Here is a 19,613-nt window from a genome sequence, read left to right as displayed (position 1 = left end):
TTCTCTCATGCGAGAGAACCAGCTATCCGGTCTTAGCTATCGTTTCCGATAGTTATCCCAGTCTTACAGGCAGGTTGCCTACGTGTTACTCACCCGTCCGCCGCTATCCCCGAAGGGACCGCTCGACTTGCATGTATTAGGCACGCCGCCAGCGTTCGTCCTGAGCCAGGATCAAACTCTCCAAAAAGGATGAATCTGAATAGCTCATTTAAAGCTGACGAGATTGTTAATCTCTTTTAAAGTTTAGAGTCGATTACTCGACTTGCTTCTCACTCGTTGTTCAGTTTTCAAAGAACAATTCTCTTTCTTCATCCCCGTCTGCTTTTCAGCAACAGGAATTACAATATACCACAGCAACCCAACCAGATGCAAGCTTTTTTTAAAAATCTTTTTTTGAAATTTCAGCTCGTCATGGCCGGAAAAATAATATAGCATGCTGGCACAGCGTGCGCAAGAACCTAAATTTCCCATTCACCAACTATCGATCCAACATGCCCTCAACCAGCTCTTGCTCAAATCGTTCTTTCAGCGAATCGTTGCTGTAGCCCGTCGAAAAGCGAAGCTCATGATACTGCGCAATTAAATTCTGAATGTCGGTAAGCTTCCCTTCCTGAGCCAGTTGTCCGGTTTGTTCAATCACATGGTAGGCTAATGCCTGATAAGCGTCCTCAAAGCTTTGATCGCTATCTGCTGCACTGCGGTAATCGGCATAATATCTTTTTAAAGTCTCAATTAGTGTCTCGTTCATCGTCAGCACTCCTTTCAAGATACGAGACAGTTTGCCTCATCATCCATCAAAATATGCGGCATCACATGCAAAAGCTCCCACTGATGGCAGCAGGAGCTTCTACAGGATTCAATCCTTTTTCATATTTATCGTATCTCTATTATTTAACGTCAATTGCGTTAACGACTTGATTCTGGCCTTTTAGCTCAACCACATGACCATTTGTGAAGGAACCGATGTTGCCTGTCAATGCAACGTCAGAAGCTACATTGTAAACAGTGCTTTGGTTCGTACCATTGATGGTTTGCGTAATGGAGATCGTTGCGATTTTACCTTGCGCGTTCAGCGTAGTGCTATCCAGCGTGCCTACTACGTCAAAAGAAGCATTGACATCCGCCAATTTAGTAACTTCGATATAGACAACAACGTTGTTGAATGTGCGCACTTTCACTTCATCGCCTACTTGCAGAGCGGAAGCAGCCACTTTCACTCCGTTACGCAGCACGAATACATCCGGATGAAGCGTGTATTGCGTTGGCGTACCGTTTTTAGTCAATGTCATAGTATTGTTGTAGACAGTTGTGCTTACAGTGCCGCTGCTTGCATTGGCATCTTGATCAGGCAGTTGGTCGCTAGTACGATCCAACAATGCTGCTAATTGTGCACGCGTCACGTTTTGGTTCGGTCTGAATGTATTGTCCTCGAAGCCATCAACAAGGTGCTTCTCGATCGCTTCTTCTACATATCCAACGGAACCAGCTGGGATTTTGTTGGCATCTTTAAAGGAAAGCGTGGAGTTCATTTTCGTTTTTGCTTCGCCTTCCAGTTTCAAAGCTTTCACGAGCAATGTAGTTGCCCACAAGCGGTCTGCTGGTTGATCAGGTTTTACGGAATCATCGTTCTCGGAGAAGAGATCGTTCTCCAATGCCACTGCAACATAGCCGACTGCCCATGCAGGAATTTTGTCAGCATCTTTGAAATTCAGCTTTGTTTGCATTTCTGTTGTTGATTCAGCTTGATCGCGCAAGCCCATCAGACGAACAGCCGCTGTGATCGCTTCGATGCGGGAAACTGTGTTGTCAGGTTTGAAAGAACCATCTTCATAACCTTCGAATACGCGCTTGGAAGCAAGGCTCGCTATGTATCTCAGTGCCCATTGTGCACCTTTCATATCATTGAAGTTCAAGTTGATTTGAATGTTGCCACTTACATTGCCATAATTGTTCTTGCCGTTTGTATTATAGTAAACATTTTTGTTGTTATTTTTATCATTACCTTTATTGTCATTGCCGTGGGCAAAAGCTGCAGTGCCTCCACCAGCGATCATCGTAAGTGCCAAACCAGTTGCTACTACCTTTTTCATCATGTTCTTTTTCATCAATTCTCTCTCCTTAAACTAATTAAGTGGTAGATTACTGCTGGAGCCTTCGCGAAGGGTTCCTGTGTTATGCTACAAGGATTCGCCGCGGCGGATATGTTTAGGGGGGTGACAGCAAAAATCGTCAAAATCTGTACTCCCAATCTCTTAAACAGTGGACCCATACTATTAAAAAGATAGGGAAACTGATAGACTGAAAAGGTACGAATCTACCTGTAAAAAAGGAGTTATCGCATGCGACTACTAAGCCCTAGAATTCAGCTCATTATCGCCATTGCCGTCATCCTTATCGTGGCTTCCGTTTTCTCTGTAAACAAGTTCTGGATACAGCACGACAAAAGTGAAGTTCCGACGGCACCCGCAATTTCGCATGAGAACCCCAGCGAACTTCCTTCAAAGCAGGAAGCGACAGCCGCAACAACTGAAAACCCAAACAATGTGTCGGAGCATACTGACATTGTGGTAATCGGCAGCGAGCTGGAAGGTCTTTATCTAGCCAGAGCGGCAGCTGATGAAGGACTGCAAGTGCATATTCTTGATCCGCACGCGGAGTTTGGCGGACAGATTTTGCAAAGCCAGATGCTGTTTCTAGACGAAACAAAGGATGATCAGGGTAAAGTGCTCGTGCAAGGCAGAGCCAAGGAGCTATTCGACGGCTTCCGAAATGGTAAAATCCGCAAGCTCCCCGAGTTTACGGCTTATATGGATAAATTAAAATTGAACATTCCCATTGAATCCGGCATCGTCATCGACGATATTGAACAAGTGGAAACACCTGATAACTTACATAAAATCAATTCCATCGAATACACCGATGCGAATCATACGAAAAAAAGAATCACGGCGTCTTATTATGTCGATAACAGCGACTATGCCGCTCTAATCAGCCGGTTGAATGTAAAACGGCTCCCTGGCTTGGAAAGCTTTTATGGGCAAAAGAATATTGAGTATATGAGCGCCGGCATGATGATGAAGTTCAAAAACGTCGATTGGAAGAAGTTCAATACTGCGTTCAACCAATTGAAAGCTGAGGAAAAAAAGAAGCAGTTCGGCGGAGGCTACGTCGACAATAATTTTGCCATCGGGTTAAGCGGCATGACGAATGGCTATCATCCCTCCAATGACCGCGTCTTCCTGCGGGGATTGAATGCGGTGAACCAGCGAGACGGTGACGTGCTCATCAATGCCTTGCTCGTCTACACGGTAGACCCTGCGGATCCGGCCTCCGTGCAAGAAGCTGTAGCTCTGGGCAATAAAGAAACGCCGCTCATTTTGGACTATTTCCGCAAAGTATTGCCGGGCTGGGAGCAAGCCACACTTGGTGATTTGCCGACATATCCGTATATCCGGGAATATAATCATTATGAAATGGATTATGTATTGAAGCCTTCGGACTTGCTCTCCGGCCGTATGTTCTGGGACAATGTGAGCATCGGCGGATACCCGCTTGATCTCCAGGGCACAAGCGCGAACAAATGGGGCATCGAGATGGGACGTCCTGACAAATACGGGATGCCGCTGCGAAGCTTTATGCTGAAAAACTATGACAATGTGATCGCCGCCGGCAAAAACGTCGGATCTTCCGCCATCGCTTACGGCAGTACTCGCATTCAGCCGAATACCAGCCTTGCCGCAGAGTCCATCGGGATTATTCTCGGACAGCTGCATGGTAAGCAGAGGCTGCGCGATGTCCAACCAGAGGATATGGAGAAGCTGCAAAAATATATAGCCGACCGCTACCATATCAAACTGACCGGCATTACTGGAGCGAACAAGATCAGCGGCTGGAACGACGAAGAAATCCGCAAGCTGGATGCCGGAGAGATTACGTATCCGAACTATGTGCTCAAGCGCAAGCAAGCAGCTCCGCCAGCTTCCGTTTCGACGCCGAAGCCATCTCCGACTCCATCTCATCACTCGAGTTCAGCTGCGGCTTCAACGCCAACAACAACCACAACGCCAACCCCGGCTCATCCAAAAAAGTGAGCGAAAATAGACGAAATACCCTGGAACATGGTTCCGGGGTATTTTTTGTTGAAGTTATGCCGTATTCATGCATATAATAAGGATATAACTTATAATTACTTACGAAACCTTAAGTGAACGGAGGTGATTCTCCTTGTTTCAGGAAGAACGACTGATTTCTATCCTTAATTACTTAAAATCAAATAAGCGAATTACCGTTGATCTCATTTGCGAGCTGTACGATGTTTCGCGTGACACGGCAAGACGGGATATGGTCAAGCTCGAGGAGCAGGGTCAAATCATCCGCACTCGCGGAGGCGCCATCCTGCCTACGCTCTCCAAAATTGTTGGTGACTATGATCAGCGGCTGCAAGCTGAGCCCACGTCCAAAGTCACCATCGGCAGAGCGGCAGCGGAGCTGATTCAAGATGGCGATTACATCATGATGGACGCCTCCACCACGGTGCTTCATGCCGCTACCGCCATGACTTCGAGGCATAATGTCGTGGTAACAAGCTCGATTGAGACAGCGGCAATTCTGACGCGCAAGCCGAATATGACGATTCATATGATCGGAGGCGTGCTCGACAATAAGCATCACAGCGTTTACGGCGCCAAAGCGATAGAAATGCTCAGCGAATATCACGTCGACAAGCTGTTCATCGGCACATGCGGCATTACCGCAGAGGGGCTGTATGCGCCTAATGAAGAAGATTGCTACCTGGTGAGGGCGATGATCCAGCATGCCGATCAAGTCATCGTGTTGGCGGATCACTCCAAATTTGGCAGAAGGCTGTTTCAACGTGTCGTCGGTTTTGAAAACATTGATATTCTGATTACGGATCAAGAGCTCAGCTCGGAAATCAAAGAAAAGCTGCTCGCATGTAATGTGGAGCTTGTATTAGCAGGAGGCGAAAATACATGATTAAACTCATTGTCAGCGATCTGGACGGTACCTTGCTTGACCACCATAAACAGGTGAGCCTGAGAGAGCAGGAGCAATTGGCGAAGGTCAAAGAAGCAGGGCTGCAGCTTTGCTTGGCCTCGGGAAGGAATCATTTTGAAATCCAAAAAATTCTCGGCGACATCGGCCATCAGGCCCATTCCGTATCGCAAAACGGCGCATTCATCCATCTGAATGACGGGACATTTTTTAAGTCTAAGCTTTTTGAGGCTGAGCTGGCCCATCGGGTTTACCAACTGCTGCATGACTTCGATCTTGTTAAATTGGTCTGCTCGATCGATGGCAATTACATCGCGATTCCAACACCTGCGTCTGATGCTATCGAACAAAGAATGTTTCAACCTCTTATTATAAAATCAGATCTGGAACATGCGTTTATGCTCGGCTTGCCGACCAGCAAGTTCTCCCTATTCGGACAATTGGAAGTCTTGCTGCAGGTAAAAGCCAAAATGGAAGATAAGCTAGGGGACCAATTAGAGCTTTTTATTTCAGACAAAGATTGCCTCGACATTATGCCCCAACATGTTTCAAAGGGCAGCTCCCTGCTTGTCCTTATGGAACAATTGGGCTTAAAGCCTGAAGAAGTTGCCTGTGTAGGTGATTCATTTAACGATGTGTCGATGTTCGGGGTCACGCCTCACAGCTTTGCTATGCATGGCGCTCACCCTGACGTGAAAAAAAGAGCCGCTAATCAGGTTCACTCTGTCTCCGAAGCGATCGAACATGTGTTTGCTGTGAATCAGCAGCTTACCCTCCAATCCAAAGGGAGCTCATCACTATGAAAAGACTGCTGATCATGGGCTGCTTGTCTTATTTTTTGACAGGCTCGATGCACGTGATTTATGGAGCCGTTTTGCCGGAATTGCTAGCTCATTATGGGCAGAGCTACAGCGACGGCGGCTTAATTGTATGCATGCAATTTGGCGGCTTCCTGCTTGGCGTGCTCAGCATGCCCGCACTCATCCGGCGCCTAAGCCGCAGAAGCACAATCACCTTGGCGTTCTCGCTGCTTGCTGCCGCCATGTTCGCCATTGTGCTGCTCCCGCCATGGGCGGTAACTGTGGGTCTGACGCTGCTGGCCGGTTTTTCCTTCGGATTGATTGAATCCAGTATCAGCACGTTCGTTTTGACGGCCGCCAAAGATCAACAAGCGACGGCTTTCAGCAAGCTTGAAGTTTTCTTCGGACTCGGTGCGCTTGTCATGCCGCTGGTGTCCAGTTTGCTCATTGCTGCCGGTGGCTGGAGGTATGCTTTCTTCATTCTAAGCGCGAGTGCGCTGATTGCAGGACTCATTTGGTCCAAAATATCGTTAGGCGTGCATGATGAGCTGCTGGCTCACCGGGCTGATCGTTCGCAAACGGCGGCCAAAACGCCACCTTTGACAAAGAGCTCCATTCCCCTCCTCGCTCTGTTCATGGTCGTTTTCTTTTTCTATTGCGGGATGGAAAACAGTATTGTCAACTTCCTGCCTTCGATTTTTATCGATCATTTGAGAGCTCCAAGCTCCATTTCATCACTCAGCGTCACCGCCTACTGGCTGACAATGGTCATTGGCCGTGTCTTTGCAGGTGTGCTTGCCGAGAAAATGACGTATTTCCGTTACTTGGCCGTCTCTTTCGGAGCCTGCTTAGCGAGCGCTCTCCTGTGGGTTTTCAGCGACGCCATCTGGAGCAGTTTCATGATCGTGCTATTGCTAGGGCTGTTCATGTCCGGGATGTTTGCAGTTGCGCTCATTTATGCTAACCAGCTGCTGCCTGGACGCACGGAAGAAACGACCAGCACCCTGATCGCCTCGGGCGGTCTTGGCGGCGCCGTGCTCCCGCTAGCCGTAGGCTGGGGGATGGATCATATTCAGATCGGTGTCCCGATCTGGTTTATTTTGGGCGGGATGCTGCTGTCGCTGGGCATCATGCTGTATTCGCGCCGCTGGAATATGCAGGCTATTCGGGCGCGAGGCAGCGCGGAAATAACGCCTTAGCTGCGGGTAGAGCCGTTGAGGCCGTGTGTAACTCGGGTACCCCCTTAGCGAGTGGAGCCGCATAAAGCAAAAAAAGCTGCAGCGCTTTGGGCGCTGCAGCTTTTTGATGTGTCATTTTATCTATCTGAGTAGTTTCAAATCGATGCGGATGGCCTGATTCTCGAATGCTACATGTTTGACTCCCACCAGCTGAGGCAAATAGGACTCCAACGGGATTTGCACCGGAGCGAGCTGCAGCCAATCGCTGGGCAGCTGCTTGTCTTTGATTTGTGTGCCAACATGCCTAACCTCAATGTTCGGCGGGCTCCAGTCAAGGGCGAACAATACTGTGGCCCCAATCGGTATCTGCTCACGCCAGCGCAGGTTCACATCCGCTTCCAGCTGAGAACCGTTAAGCCGCAGCTTAGCTCCTTCAATCATCAAATCATTCGGCAGTGTGCTGTGCGCAGCAAGCTGTTTTTTGACGATATTGTTGATATCCTGCTCAGTGAGCACCACTTCTAGCTTGCGGTTTTTGATGATATCGGCAATTTTTCCGGAAATGGCGACTTCTTGATAATTCAAGTCCATCGCTTCGCTTGGCTTCACGTACGAAACTAGACTTAGCAAGCCAACTGCGAGGACCAAGATGACTACGACTATGAAAATCATCAGCTTCTTCAACCAGACTGCCCCCCATCTCTCCCGTGATGCGGATTCGCTCAGGCCACAGGCCGCGCTACTCTTCTTTGCCCTGCTGCTTCGCTTTCAGCCAGCGCGGCGCGCCCTTGCTCTTGCGGTCCCGCTCGCGCTCCGCCTTGCGAGCGGCTGCACTCACGCGCACGGCCGGCTTCGCTGGGGCCGCTTCGCGCACCCCGCCGCGCTCGCCACGAGCCGCGGCGTCGCCAGTACGCGCCGTGCCTGCGGCAGGCGCAGCATTCCCCCGCGCGCCACCGGCCGGGCCGCGCGCAGGCGCTGCGCCGCCCGCTGGGCGCGCGGCCTGAGTGCGGCTGCGCTTCGCAGCCGCACTGCGGTCCTGGGCCGGGTCAACGATCCGGCCTTCGTACATCGCTTTCGGCGCAATCTCGATGCCGAGCTGCTTCTCAAACTTGCCGAGGATGAACAGCTCCTTCGGCGTCACGATCGATATGGCCGTGCCCTTGCGGCCCATACGGCCTGTTCGGCCTACGCGGTGCAAGTAGTACTCCGCGTTTACAGCCGGGTCCAGATGGAAGACGTGCGTCACGCCTTCAATATCCAAGCCCCGGGCTGCGATATCCGTAGCCAGCAGCAGCTGGAATTTGCGTTCGCGGAATTGGGTCATCACTTTGGCCCGCTCCTGCTTGCCCGCCTCACCATATAGAGCCTCTACGGAGAGACCGATATATTGAAGCTTGGCCACAACCTCGGCGATGTCCGCAGTCGCGTTCACAAAAACAATGGCGGAAGGCGGATTAATCAGCCGCACCAATTTCCGCAGCGTGTCGATTTTGTTCCGCTCCTCACAGACAAAATAGCAGTGCTCCAACGTTTCCGCTGTACGCTGCGACGGATTGATTTTGACAATGACCGGCTCCTTCATCCATCTCTGTGCGGACGCTTCAATCGTCGGAGGGATCGTCGCCGAGACAAACACCGTTTGACTCGAACGCAGTGTTCCTTTAAGTACAGCTTCCACTTCATTCATCGATCCTAGTTCAAAGACTTGATCAACTTCATCGACCACAGCCAGCTTTACGTGATGCAACGTTAGCTTCCGCAGCTTGAGCAGCTCCAGAATACGCCCAGGCGTCCCAACCACAATGTGCGGGTGCAGCTTCAGCTTCTCGACCTGTCTGGCGATTGCCGCCCCGCCGATCAACGATTGAGATCGAATGGAACCGCCTTGTGTCAGCAGCTCAATCTGCTGCAAGATTTGCATGCCCAATTCGCGTGTAGGCACTAAGAGCAGAACTTGCAGCTGCTTTTGCTGCGGGTCGATCTGTTGCAGCGCCGGGAGCAAGTAAGCCAATGTTTTGCCCGTGCCTGTTTGCGACTGGATGATTGCATCCTTCCCTTGGCCAAGGAGGGGAATTGCTTCCTCTTGAATCGGCGTTGGCGAAGCGATTCCCATTTCTTGTAATTTATGTACATACGACTGCTCAACCAGCAGTTGCTCGAAAGTCGTGCTCACTAATACAAAACCCCATTTCTTTCAAACCTTTTTTTCAATTATATGACACGCTGCACGGGGACACAAACAAAAGGGCAAAAAAGCTCTGTCCACATCGACAGAACTTCACAATTCGCCGCCATTTGTTCTCGGGAGACGGTTCCCGCAGCACATTCATCATGCTGAATGACGGACCGCTGGATCCGCTCTATTCATGAGCGGTCCCCCACTCAGCAAGCAGCTTCTGCTTAATGGCCTCGCGCGCCCGGAATAGCCGCTGCCTGATGACCCCTTCCGTGACACCAAGCTCCCCAGCCATTTCTTTGTAGGTTAAGTTATGTATCCATTTCATAGCGATAATTTGCCTATAGGATGGGCTTAATTGATTGATATACTTGATAATCGCTTCGCGCATTAGTTTTAATTCGACTTCTTTTTCCAGAGGGACCAGACTTTCCTGTGCCGGCGCCGCCTCCATCGTCATCAAAACGAGCTCGGCTTCCAGCTCCTCGCGATTCCGCTTATGCTTGCGCAAATGATTCAACGTCACATTGCGCGTCAGCTTCTTCAGCCAACTCTCGTATTTATCCATTTCTTTGAGCATAGGAGCCTTGCGGACCGCGCGCAAGAACGACTCCTGAACAATGTCCTCAACAGCGGAATGATCCCGCAAAATAAAATAAATCATCGGATACACAAGCAAATAAAATTCCTGGTAGACTTGCTCCTGAATATCTTTATCTAACGTATAAAAGTCGCAAGTAAAAATCAGCAATAAATACTTCGACATAAAAGCCCCCCGCTGCAACCGGCTCAAAACACGATGTCCACTCCTTCATATTAGGGCATTAGCGGTGAGTAAACAATATTGAAAAGCAAAAAAAGTGGAATTTCCTGCCTAAAATTTAGCTTTTAACCTATCATTCAACCATTCGAAGACGGAGTCCAGCGCTTTTTCGTCTTCCTTTTTCGGAAAACGGTGATCAAGCCCGTCATATAAAGCCATCGTATAGTCTTTGCCGGCTTGCTCCAAAGCCAGGGCCAGCTTCCTGGCATGACCGATATCGACTTGCGTATCTTTGGTGCCGTGTACAATGTAAATCGGCGATTGGACTTGATCCGCCCAATGCGCGGGAGAGCGCTGAATGTATGCTTCTACATCTTTTTTCGGATGACCGACAACCCGCTTCAGCATTCTTCTCATGTCAACCCGCTGTTCATACGTATCGAGCATATCGCTGACCCCGCTCCACACGACGACAGGACCGACTCCGCCGCATTCTTGTGCAGCGCGCATCGCCATGACCGCGCCTCTGGAAAATCCAATCAAGGCAACGGGGCCGGACTTCACTTCAGCCAAAGCCTGAACCATGGGAATGGCGTTAAACACGTCAAAGCGGTCCTCTCCGCCAAAATCTTCGCGTCCTTCCCCACCTTCATTGCCTCGGTAAAATGGAGCAAACACCACGAAGCCGCGCCCGGCCATCGACACAATTCTCCGCTTACGAACCATGCCGACCCGTCGAATACCGCCTCGGCAATAGATCACGGCAGGCTTCGGATCCTCTCCGGCGGGAACGGCCAGAAACCCTTTTACCCGCAGCCCTTGACTGCTATATGTAATGAGGTATAAGGATACATGCTTCGCATAGCAGCGCAGCTGTTCTCTTGCTAATAATTGACCGTCCGGGACGATCGTTTCCAAGCTTGTCATGTAAGCCTCCTTAGACAATAGCCGTCCAGCGTTTTTTGACACTTGTAACGTCTTGCGATAGACTGTGCATATACTTTAATATTCCATCCGAAGGGATGAAACTATGAATACGGAATTTACTCAGGAATTTGAAGCTTTACTGGTCAAAACGGCCGAACTGATCACGGGTGACACCTCGCCAGAAATGGTAGAGAAAATCAAGATTTGGGCCATCTATAATCACATTCATAAATCATTGCCTGCACTTGCTTCTCACTGGAACCAAACGCATGCGGTCGGCAAAGCCGAGGTTCGTCGCATTTTTGAAGAAGTCCGTGATTTGAATCAAGCGTTGAAAGCAGCCCAAACAACGAATCAGCAATAGCCCAATGAAGAAAAGCGGTACCCCGATCGATCTATATCGGCGGGGAGCCGCTTTTTTTTACTTTTTATTGAGCAGCCTGGCCGTCAATCGGTTAAACGTACTCGGGAACAGATGGAACAGCTTCACGCCGACATTCGCGACGAAAGGCAAATTCTTCTCAGGTACGTTGCGTTCCACGGCATCAATCAGTTCATTCACGACCTTGTCCGGCGTGAGCATAAATTTGGCAATGTTCTTCACATAGTTGCCGCTGGGATCAGCGCGGTCAAAGAAAGGCGTAGCAATCGGCCCTGGATTGACCGCCGTCAGTGATACGCCGGTTCCCGCCAATTCCTGGCGCAAGCTGTTGGTGAAGCCCAGCACCGCATGCTTGGTCGCCGCATAGGCGGTCGATTTGGCGGTACCGATTTTGCCGGCCATGGAAGCAACATTGACGATATGCCCGCTGCGCGCAGCCAGCATAGAGGGCAAGACCGCTTTCGTGCAGCGTACGATGCCCATATAATTGACGTCCATCATCTCCTCGAAGTCGGCCAAGGACGCTTCAATAAAAGATTCAAACCGGCCGTAACCGGCGTTATTAATAAGGACATCGATTCGTCCGTATCGCTCCAAAATCTGTCCCACAACACGGAACACTTGTTCCGTATCAGTCACATCCAGCGGATACACAGCATGCGGTGTCTGCAAAGCCGCAGCAATTTCCTCTAACTTCGCTGCGCTTCGCGCGGTAAGAATCGGAATCGCTCCCTTGTCTGCGAACCGCTGAGCCATCACCGCCCCGATCCCGCTCGATGCGCCTGTAATCAGCACAACTTTACCTGATAAGTGCACGCGCTACGCTCCTCTCATACAAAAAAATGGAGCCGCTGCAGAAGCAGCACTCCATTCCTATTCTAACCTTTTTCTCTTTTTCAATCTATGAAGTTGACAATCTCACCTAATATCAAAGATAAAATTGCAACTAAGTAATCAGTACTTGAATATCCAACTCACCGATGTTTTCCATAATTAAAGGTATAGTGAGCGCCTTCTTCGGCACAAACCCTGCCGCGGTAGCGGACTGAACAAGCTTCGGCGGCGTAATGTCTACGCGAACCCCTTGATTGAACAGCATTGTACTCGCGTTGCCGCTGATCATATTCCCGAGCTCGGAAATTGCGCTCTTCCCCATTTCATCCATTTCTGTCACAGTAAAGCCGCCCATCATCGCAGAGACCATCTTCAGAGCTACCTCTTCCGCCAATCCAAATACGATATCGCCTTCCATTTGACCGGTCATCCCAATTTGGATCCAGATGTAACTTTCCACAAATTTGACGTCTTTGACGCCGAGCTGGCCTGTTGTAGGGCGAATGTTAGCAACTTGCTCGATGACGATTCTAGCTGATTCCAAAAAAGGGTTAATATACTCAGCCTTCATAGCTCCGATCTCCTTTGTAGACGATATTCCGGAAAAACCGACTTTTTCTTACATTATACCTAAATTTTTAGGACAAGTATACTGAATTTTTTGGTGAAAATGGGGCTACTTACTCAAATCCGTACGAATTATAGCTGACATTCTGCCTTTTTCTCTTCAATTAGCAATCATTACAAGAGTGACATTTCACTCAAGTCCCAGAATCTATAGGCCAAATAGAGGATTTACCCTGAATGCTTGACTTTACAGCGAATATTCTAACCTATAAATTCACATAAATTCCTGATACACTATTGGTAGAAAATGACTTGAAGGAGCGCTGAAAGTCGAACATGTCGAATCAGAACCGAGCTAATCCGCGACCTGCATTTATTGAAATCGTGCAAGGCTTCTTGATCGTAGCCTTTGTACTTCTTCTGATTGATTTTCTCGTTTTACACCGCGTCGACGCTTCGACAACCTTCAAGTACGCCGTTACGGCGATCGATCTGTTGCTGACAGCTTCGATTCTATGGCTTGCCTCTTATTCCTTGAAGCAGATGAAAATGAAAGAAACGCAAATGGCAGAGACCGTAGAACGCTTTAAGTCGCTCTATGACAATCACCCGGATTCGATCATTTCATTCAGCCTGGATGGCGAGGTGCTGTCTTCCAATCACGGATTGGAGAGCCTGCTTGGTCTCAGCCGGGAAGATTCCCTACTAACCTCGTTCATTCCAATGATCCATCCGCCGGATTTATTGAAAGCTCTGCATCACTTTCAAGTCGCTTCCGCGGGGATGCCGCAGCACTTTGAGGCTGCTTTTGTCCATAAGAAGGGCTTTCCAGTCCTGTCCCATGTGACGTTCGTCCCGACGGTGGTGCATGGCCGTATTGTCGGCGTCTACGCGATTCTGAAGGACTTGACAGAAGTCAGGGAACAGAAAAAAGAAATTGATAAGCTGCATAAGCAAAATCAATTGATCCTCAACTCGGTTTCCGAAGGCATATATGGGATTGATAGGAATGGAAGGACCATTTTCTGGAACAAAGCAGCTGAAGCCTTGACAGGGTGGAGAGTCGATGAGATGCTGGGCAAACAGATTCACCATCTCTTCCAGGATACTTACATAAACAACAAGGAAAGCTCCGGTACAGGCGAGATTTTGAATACCGTGCTGAGCCGGGAAGTGATCATTGAGAAGGATGGCACGTTCTGGCGAAAGGACCACTCCAGCTTCCCTGTCGAGTACATGTGCAGCCCGATGCTGGACAACCACGGTCAGCTGCTCGGAACGGTGATCACCTTCAACGATATTACGGAACAGAAGAAAACGCAGGAGCTCCTGATCAAATCCGATAAACTGTCGGCGGTCGGTCAACTGGCGGCAGGTGTCGCGCATGAAATCCGCAATCCTTTAACGGCTTTAAAAGGTTTTCTGCAACTCCTGAAGACAAACAGCGCGAAAGAGAAATATTATATAGAAATTATGCAAAAAGAACTGCAGCGCATCGAATTTATCGTCAATGAATTTCTATTCGTTTCCAAACCGCAGGCCATTCACTTCGTACCGCGCCGGCTGGAGGCGATCGTCACGAGCACGATCGATCTATTGCAGCCGCAAGCGCTGCTGGGAAATATCGAGATCGAAAATGAGCTCGCTCCCGATCTGCCGCTCGTCTCCTGCGATGAGCACCAGCTTAAGCAAGTATTCATTAATGTCCTCAAAAATGCGCTGGAGGCGATGACGCTGGGCGGTGTCATGCGCATTGAAGCGCTTGTTGAGCCAAGCGGAACCGATATCCTCATCCGGTTCACTGATCAAGGCTGCGGGATCGCGCCGGAGCGGCTGCCGAAGCTAGGCGAGCCTTTTTACAGCACGAAGGAGAAAGGTACGGGGCTTGGCCTCATGGTGTGCTATCGGATTATCGAAGCCCATGGCGGCACGATGAAGATCCGCAGCAAGCTGGGCGAAGGCACGACGGTGGAGATTACACTGCCTGCGAGCACGATCAGCTAGGCAGTGTAGATAGGCAGTTCAGAAAGGGACCAACATAGTTAGGAGCATGCAACTAATGAAAGAGAAGAACAGAACCATCGGATTCCTTATTGACTTGGACGGAACGTTATATCGGGGCCGGGAGCCGATCCCGCATGCTGCGGAATTTATTCGCTTCCTGCAGGATGCGGCCTTGCCGTATCTGCTCGTGACGAATAATTCCTCGCGCTCGCCGGAGCAGGTCGCTGAGCATCTGCAGGAGCTCGGGATCGAGGTTCCGGCAGCAGCCGTCTATACGTCATCGCAAGCGGCCGCGCAGTATATGCAGGAGCAGCGCCAGGGCAACCGCGTGCACATGATCGGGGAAGCCGGATTGCAAAACGCCCTGGAGGCGGCCGGCTTCCTGCTTGATGCACAGACGCCGGACTACGTCGTCCAGGGCATTGACCGCAGCTTCACCTATGCGAAGCTGACGGAGGCGGCTCGCCACCTGCATAAGGGGGCGGCCTATGTATTAACGAACCCCGACAGGCTGCTGCCGTCGGATGGAGGACTAATGCCAGGGGCAGGCACCCTGGCCGCTGCCATCACCGCCGCCACAGGCGTGCAGCCGGTGATCATCGGCAAGCCTTCGCCGATTATTATGGCTTACGCCATCGAGCGGCTCGGTCTGCCTGCCGCCGATGTCTGGGTCATCGGCGACAATGCGGCGACGGACATCCGCGGTGGCCTGGAAGCCGGATGCCGCACGGCGCTCGTGCTGACGGGCGTCGCCACGAGCGCGAATGTGCAGGATCAGCTGGCAGCGGCCGGCGTGACACCGGACTTGATTGCAGCTGATCTGCGGGAATTGCTCACGCGGATTATGCCGCGTGATGAAGCAGATTCTGCCAGCCGTCGATAAAAATCTTCACCGTCAGGAACAGGAACAGAACCGCGGAGACCAGCGACATGACGCGTACGAATCGTGCGCTGGACCATTTGCGGGAGACGCCGGAGACCAGCGCGATAAACCCGGACCAGACGACGCTGGCGGCAAAGAACCCGGCAACGAAGACGGTCGTCGTCTTCAAGTCATGTGTGCCGAAACTGGCGATAATCGGTCCAGCAACGATGGCGAACCATAGAATAACGGTCGGCGACGACAGCGTGAGGCCAAGCCCCCACCAGAACTGCTTGCCCTCCTTCGTCTGTGTGCCCGAAAGCTCAAGCGCCGCTTGCCGGCTGAGCGATTTGCGCAGCATGGAAACCGTCATCCACGCCAATACCAGCGTTCCGCCAATCCACAAAACCCATCGGATAACTGGAATTTGAAAAATAACAGTGACGCCAAGCAGCGCCAGCACCAAGTAAGTCAAATCGCCGAAGCAGGAGCCGAACCCCAGCTCAAACGAAGGCTTAAACCCTTTTTCAATCCCCGTCTTAATCATCGCTATATTGACAAGCCCAAGATCGCAGCAGAGCGATAAAGAAAATACAAATCCTTTGATAAATGCCGTAAGCAACACAATAATACCCCTTTCCTTCTGTACAAGCGCTTCTGAAATACAGCTTAAACGAATTGGCCGCTATCGTCAGGAGCCAATTGGCAGTTGATTTTGCCGGCCAATTCGCCCAAGATAAAAGAAACAGCTTTGAAACAAAAGGATGAACGGCAGTTATGCAAATTGAAATTAATCGCAATCGTGACACCAAAGAATCGATTCCCAGACAAATCACCCGACAAATCGAAGCGATGATCATGGACGGCACGCTCGCTCCTGGCAGTCAGCTGCCAACGGAACGATTCCTGGCTTCCTTACTCGGTGTTCACCGCAGCACGGTGACCAAATCATTCGAGGAGCTCCGCGCCTTTGGCCTGATCCAATCTTCACAAGGACGGGGCACGTATGTGAGCGATAGCTTGTGGAATTTATCCGCCTCAAAATTCTCGGAGTGGCGCAGTTATATGGCTTCAGGACTGTTCCGCCCGACGCAGTCACTGCTGCGCAAAGTACGTGAGCTGACGATGGACCCGATCTATCTGAACTTGGCCGATGGGGAAATGTCGGCCGATCTCTTGCCCGCCGACATGGTGGCGGACATGCTAAAGCGCAGCAGCCGCACGCTGCCTCTGCATTACCCGGATGCCAAGGGCGAGCTCAGCCTGCGCCAAGCGCTATCCGCCCATTTGCTCCACAATGCCGGGATCAGCTGCAAGCCGGAGCATCTCCTGATCACATCCGGGGCGCAGCAAGCGCTGCACTTGATTGCCCAGTGCCTGCTGAGTCCCGGTGACAGCATCGCGATCGAAGGCCCGTCCTACCATTACTCCCTGCCGCTATTCGGTGCGTCAGGCATTCGCCTGGTGCGGATCCCCTTCGATCGCGATGGTCTGCTGCCGGACGAGCTGCATGCCCTGCATAAAATGCACCGCATCAAGATGGTCATCACCATGCCGACCTATCACAACCCGACAGGCGCGGTGCTGCCGCTTGAACGGCGCCGGCGCCTGATTGAAATCTGCGAATCGTACCGCATTCCGATCGTTGAGGACCAAACGTTCGGCTCCATTACGCTTGCCGGAGAAGCCGATCCGCCCCTTTCGCTGCTGGCGCTCAGCGGCTCGAAAGAGTCCATCCTGCACATCGGCAGCATGTCCAAAACGACCGCGCCGGGGCTCCGCCTCGGTTGGATGGTCGGGCCGGCCTCGGTCATCGACCGGCTCGCTGATGCGAAGCAGCAGATGGACTTCGGCACGAGTCCCTTGCTGCAGCATCTCGTGGAGACGTTCATCACATCGAACGCCTACACGGAGCAGCGCGAGCGCGTGCTGCAAGGCTTAACCGTGAAACGGGATTACATGCTGGCGGCGATGGAACAGCATCTACAGGGCAAAGCCGAATGGGAGAAGCCCGTCGGGGGCTATCATATCTGGTGCAAGCTCAGTCAGCCGATCGCCGAAACCGAGCTGCTGGAGCGCGGCATCAGGCAGGGCGTACTATTCGTGCCAGGGGGCGTCTATGGCGCAGACAAAGGGTATGTGCGCTTTTCTTATGCGCGCGCGAATCGAGCGGAGATTGAAGAGGGCATCGCCAGGTTTGCTCGTATATTGGAGCCGTAGCGGGCTATCGTGGGACATGGCGGGGACATAGCTGGACATGGAAGGGGCATTGGCCGGGGCCATAACGGCAAACAGCCGCAGCAGCTCTCATCGGCAGAGTCGCGGCGGCTGTCCTATTTTACAAGGATACTCATTCAATCCGGTCCCAATTCACTTCCAGTGGTGCGCCTTTCTCATGCAGCCTGCCCTCTTCGGCATCTTGCTGCAGTTTCTCCAGCCATCTGAGCTCGGCAAATGCCCGCTGATACCAACCGACCATCATATGCAAGGAAACCCTTGGAATGATATCCACGTGCTCTTCGTACAGATCTTTCGCTCGCTGCATCGCGATTTTTTGCGCCATGATCTTGTTCTCGAGAATTTGGGCAATTTTCTTCTGGTCGCCATGCACCGTAAAAGGCAGCGCCACATAAAGCGGGTGGTAATGCTTAATATCCTCATGAAGCTGTTCGACCAGCATCTGCTGAAACTTTTTTCGGCCGGATTCCGTCACTTGATAGATCGTCTTCTCAGGACGCTTCGCTTCCCGCACAACTTCCAATGCTTCTACATGGCCATCTTTCTTCAGCTGGTCCATCGCATAGTAGAGGGAGCCATCCTGAAGCTTCATATAATTGTGCATGCCTCTTTCTTTCATAATTTGCCTGATTTCATAGGGATGCCGGTTGGCTTCCATCAGGAGACCAAGTATGACAAGCTTCATTGACATAAGTTTAACGCTCCTTCGTACCCTGCAGCAGATGAGCGTCATCTGTCAGGGGCTCTGCCTGCTTCCGCATTCATATTTTAATATTTTAGCATCACTTCAGCTGAATGTGAAAAGGAACCAAACGACGAACATTGCCGACATTTGCGACATCGCATATAATGAGGTTATCCAAAGTTAGAAAAGGATTTTATCCCTCTTTACAATTTCGATAAATTTTATTTGTATATCCTTTACAATTCGATATGCAGGAGGTGCGCTCATGAATATGAACCAGTTAGAAACGCTGCTCACGATTTCCAAAACGATGAGCTTCCGTAAAGCTGGAGAAATTCTCAACTTGACCCAGCCTGCCGTTTCCGCGCAAATCAAAAGCCTCGAAGACGAATTCGGCACGATTCTCATTGACCGCAATCAACCTGTCACTTTAACCGATAGCGGAAAACTATTCCTGGAGCATGCAGAAAAAATGCTGCGCATCGCCAGCGACCTGAAGCAGCGGCTAGCAGATTTGAATCAGACCCCGCAAGGGCATATTCATATCGGAACGACCACATCGATCGCGATGCAAATTTTGCCGCGGGTTTTATCCTATTTTCAAGATCAGTTCCCCCTGATCAAAACGACGATCCATTCAATGACCTCTTCCCTCATTATGAACAGCGTGGAAAATGGGCATATCGATATCGGGATCACATATTTGTTCGAGAAAAATCAAGCGCTGGAAACATCTGTCCTCTACTATGACAGCTTTGAGCTGATCGTAGCGGCCCAGCATCCGCTCAGCCGCTTTGCTCATTTATCGATCGAGAAGCTGCGCAATATTCCGTTTATTATGCTGTCTCCAGAAACGGCGGGGCGGCGGTTCGTTGACAAGCTCTTTGCCACCTACGACGTGTCGCCTCATATTGTCATGGAACTTTCGAGCAGCGAGGAAGTCAAGCGCATGGTTGAACTGAATCTTGGCGTCGCCATCATTTCCAAGATGTCCGTTGCCGACGAGCTGCGCCATGGGACGTTAAAAATGATTAAGGTCAGTGAACTGGATATTACCCATCCGGTAGGTGTAGTATATAAGTCAGGGCGTTATCTGAACTCGGCCATGCAGCAATTTCTCCTAGATCTCAAAGGTATGCCCGAGACTCAATTTCTCGGTTCGGAGTAGCGAGCTCCGAGCGTTC

19 protein-coding genes and 1 rRNA gene are annotated in these 19,613 nt (G+C 50.8%); 9 read left to right on the top strand and 11 right to left on the bottom strand.

Annotation, left to right across the window (positions count from 1 at the left end; genetic code table 11):
* The 3 genes from O9139_RS23215 to O9139_RS23205 all read right to left on the bottom strand — a co-directional run.
* Window positions 1-187, bottom strand: a 16S ribosomal RNA gene (locus O9139_RS23215); the annotation flags it as partial.
* 291 nt (window positions 188-478) lie between these two features.
* On the bottom strand, window positions 479-748 hold the full coding sequence (locus O9139_RS23210; protein ID WP_270884137.1) for a hypothetical protein: 270 nt from the start codon (window positions 746-748) through the stop codon (window positions 479-481).
* Window positions 749-887: 139 nt separating this feature from the next.
* A complete protein-coding gene (locus O9139_RS23205) occupies window positions 888-2,105 on the bottom strand; it encodes an S-layer homology domain-containing protein (protein ID WP_270884136.1) in 1,218 nt (405 codons plus the stop codon).
* Window positions 2,106-2,339: 234 nt separating this feature from the next.
* Here O9139_RS23205 and O9139_RS23200 point away from each other — a divergent pair, with 234 nt between their 5' ends.
* The 4 genes from O9139_RS23200 (at window position 2,340) to O9139_RS23185 (ending at window position 7,012) form a co-directional block, all read left to right on the top strand.
* On the top strand, window positions 2,340-4,091 hold the full coding sequence (locus O9139_RS23200; RefSeq protein WP_270884135.1) for an FAD-dependent oxidoreductase: 1,752 nt from the start codon (window positions 2,340-2,342) through the stop codon (window positions 4,089-4,091).
* Window positions 4,092-4,224: 133 nt separating this feature from the next.
* Window positions 4,225-4,995: a DeoR/GlpR family DNA-binding transcription regulator gene (locus O9139_RS23195; protein WP_270884134.1), complete on the top strand. Its 771-nt coding sequence runs from the start codon at window positions 4,225-4,227 to the stop codon at window positions 4,993-4,995.
* Window positions 4,992-5,816, top strand: coding sequence for an HAD family hydrolase (locus O9139_RS23190; RefSeq protein WP_270884133.1), 825 nt, complete (start codon window positions 4,992-4,994; stop codon window positions 5,814-5,816). Before O9139_RS23195 ends, O9139_RS23190 begins: the two co-directional genes overlap by 4 nt.
* Entirely contained in the window at window positions 5,813-7,012 is a 1,200-nt protein-coding gene (locus tag O9139_RS23185) for an MFS transporter (protein ID WP_270884132.1), read from the top strand. Before O9139_RS23190 ends, O9139_RS23185 begins: the two co-directional genes overlap by 4 nt.
* A gap of 120 nt (window positions 7,013-7,132) precedes the next feature.
* On the opposite strand, the gene O9139_RS23180 is transcribed toward O9139_RS23185, so the two are convergent.
* From O9139_RS23180 to O9139_RS23165, 4 genes are all read right to left on the bottom strand, one after another.
* The gene (locus tag O9139_RS23180; RefSeq protein WP_270884131.1) at window positions 7,133-7,675 is read right to left on the bottom strand and encodes a hypothetical protein; all 543 of its coding nucleotides are present in this window, start codon (window positions 7,673-7,675) and stop codon (window positions 7,133-7,135) included.
* A gap of 55 nt (window positions 7,676-7,730) precedes the next feature.
* Window positions 7,731-9,164 carry a DEAD/DEAH box helicase gene (locus O9139_RS23175; protein ID WP_270884130.1) on the bottom strand — a complete coding sequence of 478 codons (1,434 nt, stop codon included), beginning with the start codon at window positions 9,162-9,164 and terminating at the stop codon, window positions 7,731-7,733.
* 187 nt (window positions 9,165-9,351) lie between these two features.
* Window positions 9,352-9,933 carry an RNA polymerase sigma factor gene (locus O9139_RS23170; protein ID WP_270884129.1) on the bottom strand — a complete coding sequence of 194 codons (582 nt, stop codon included), beginning with the start codon at window positions 9,931-9,933 and terminating at the stop codon, window positions 9,352-9,354.
* Between the two features lie 108 nt (window positions 9,934-10,041).
* Window positions 10,042-10,857, bottom strand: coding sequence for an alpha/beta hydrolase family protein (locus O9139_RS23165; protein WP_270884128.1), 816 nt, complete (start codon window positions 10,855-10,857; stop codon window positions 10,042-10,044).
* A gap of 103 nt (window positions 10,858-10,960) precedes the next feature.
* Between O9139_RS23165 and O9139_RS23160 the strand changes: the two genes are divergently transcribed.
* Complete coding sequence (locus O9139_RS23160) at window positions 10,961-11,221, top strand: DUF2573 family protein (RefSeq protein WP_270884127.1); 261 nt, start codon at window positions 10,961-10,963, stop codon at window positions 11,219-11,221.
* A gap of 57 nt (window positions 11,222-11,278) precedes the next feature.
* Here the strand turns inward: O9139_RS23160 and O9139_RS23155 are convergent, their stop codons facing one another.
* Complete coding sequence (locus O9139_RS23155) at window positions 11,279-12,055, bottom strand: SDR family NAD(P)-dependent oxidoreductase (RefSeq protein ID WP_270884126.1); 777 nt, start codon at window positions 12,053-12,055, stop codon at window positions 11,279-11,281.
* A gap of 130 nt (window positions 12,056-12,185) precedes the next feature.
* Window positions 12,186-12,644 carry a chemotaxis protein CheX gene (locus O9139_RS23150; protein ID WP_270884125.1) on the bottom strand — a complete coding sequence of 153 codons (459 nt, stop codon included), beginning with the start codon at window positions 12,642-12,644 and terminating at the stop codon, window positions 12,186-12,188.
* Between the two features lie 332 nt (window positions 12,645-12,976).
* On the opposite strand from O9139_RS23150, the gene O9139_RS23145 reads away from it, so the two are divergent.
* Together O9139_RS23145 and O9139_RS23140 are read left to right on the top strand one after the other, a co-directional pair.
* Window positions 12,977-14,644: a PAS domain-containing sensor histidine kinase gene (locus tag O9139_RS23145; RefSeq protein WP_270884124.1), complete on the top strand. Its 1,668-nt coding sequence runs from the start codon at window positions 12,977-12,979 to the stop codon at window positions 14,642-14,644.
* 46 nt (window positions 14,645-14,690) lie between these two features.
* Window positions 14,691-15,527, top strand: coding sequence for a TIGR01457 family HAD-type hydrolase (locus O9139_RS23140; RefSeq protein WP_270884123.1), 837 nt, complete (start codon window positions 14,691-14,693; stop codon window positions 15,525-15,527).
* Here O9139_RS23140 and O9139_RS23135 read toward each other — a convergent pair.
* Window positions 15,487-16,131, bottom strand: coding sequence for a LysE family translocator (locus O9139_RS23135; protein WP_270884122.1), 645 nt, complete (start codon window positions 16,129-16,131; stop codon window positions 15,487-15,489). The genes O9139_RS23140 and O9139_RS23135 overlap by 41 nt on opposite strands.
* Before the next feature lie 152 nt (window positions 16,132-16,283).
* Between O9139_RS23135 and O9139_RS23130 the strand changes: the two genes are divergently transcribed.
* Complete coding sequence (locus tag O9139_RS23130) at window positions 16,284-17,726, top strand: aminotransferase-like domain-containing protein (protein ID WP_270884121.1); 1,443 nt, start codon at window positions 16,284-16,286, stop codon at window positions 17,724-17,726.
* Between the two features lie 130 nt (window positions 17,727-17,856).
* On the opposite strand, the gene O9139_RS23125 is transcribed toward O9139_RS23130, so the two are convergent.
* Window positions 17,857-18,435, bottom strand: a complete 579-nt coding sequence (locus tag O9139_RS23125) for a PadR family transcriptional regulator (protein ID WP_270884120.1) — start codon at window positions 18,433-18,435, stop codon at window positions 17,857-17,859.
* 259 nt (window positions 18,436-18,694) lie between these two features.
* On the opposite strand from O9139_RS23125, the gene O9139_RS23120 reads away from it, so the two are divergent.
* Window positions 18,695-19,597, top strand: coding sequence for a LysR family transcriptional regulator (locus O9139_RS23120; protein ID WP_270884119.1), 903 nt, complete (start codon window positions 18,695-18,697; stop codon window positions 19,595-19,597).
* The last annotated feature ends 16 nt before the right edge of the window (window positions 19,598-19,613 follow it).

The organism is Paenibacillus aestuarii (genome assembly GCF_027789125.1).
GTDB lineage: Bacteria > Bacillota > Bacilli > Paenibacillales > NBRC-103111 > Paenibacillus_E > Paenibacillus_E aestuarii.
Note: the sequence above shows the minus strand (reverse complement) of the source record. Positions and strands in the feature narration are given on the sequence as shown.

Excerpts from the sequence above, each read along its gene's own strand:
- O9139_RS23210 (WP_270884137.1), bottom strand. The coding sequence starts at position 748 with ATGAACGAGACACTAATTGAGACTTTAAAAAGATATTATGCCGATTAC.
- O9139_RS23205 (WP_270884136.1), bottom strand. The coding sequence starts at position 2,105 with ATGAAAAAGAACATGATGAAAAAGGTAGTAGCAACTGGTTTGGCACTT.
- O9139_RS23200 (WP_270884135.1), top strand. The coding sequence starts at position 2,340 with ATGCGACTACTAAGCCCTAGAATTCAGCTCATTATCGCCATTGCCGTC.
- O9139_RS23190 (WP_270884133.1), top strand. The coding sequence starts at position 4,992 with ATGATTAAACTCATTGTCAGCGATCTGGACGGTACCTTGCTTGACCAC.
- O9139_RS23185 (WP_270884132.1), top strand. The coding sequence starts at position 5,813 with ATGAAAAGACTGCTGATCATGGGCTGCTTGTCTTATTTTTTGACAGGC.
- O9139_RS23170 (WP_270884129.1), bottom strand. The coding sequence starts at position 9,933 with ATGTCGAAGTATTTATTGCTGATTTTTACTTGCGACTTTTATACGTTA.
- O9139_RS23165 (WP_270884128.1), bottom strand. The coding sequence starts at position 10,857 with ATGACAAGCTTGGAAACGATCGTCCCGGACGGTCAATTATTAGCAAGA.
- O9139_RS23160 (WP_270884127.1), top strand. The coding sequence starts at position 10,961 with ATGAATACGGAATTTACTCAGGAATTTGAAGCTTTACTGGTCAAAACG.
- O9139_RS23150 (WP_270884125.1), bottom strand. The coding sequence starts at position 12,644 with ATGAAGGCTGAGTATATTAACCCTTTTTTGGAATCAGCTAGAATCGTC.
- O9139_RS23145 (WP_270884124.1), top strand. The coding sequence starts at position 12,977 with ATGTCGAATCAGAACCGAGCTAATCCGCGACCTGCATTTATTGAAATC.
- O9139_RS23140 (WP_270884123.1), top strand. The coding sequence starts at position 14,691 with ATGCAACTAATGAAAGAGAAGAACAGAACCATCGGATTCCTTATTGAC.
- O9139_RS23130 (WP_270884121.1), top strand. The coding sequence starts at position 16,284 with ATGCAAATTGAAATTAATCGCAATCGTGACACCAAAGAATCGATTCCC.
- O9139_RS23125 (WP_270884120.1), bottom strand. The coding sequence starts at position 18,435 with ATGTCAATGAAGCTTGTCATACTTGGTCTCCTGATGGAAGCCAACCGG.
- O9139_RS23120 (WP_270884119.1), top strand. The coding sequence starts at position 18,695 with ATGAATATGAACCAGTTAGAAACGCTGCTCACGATTTCCAAAACGATG.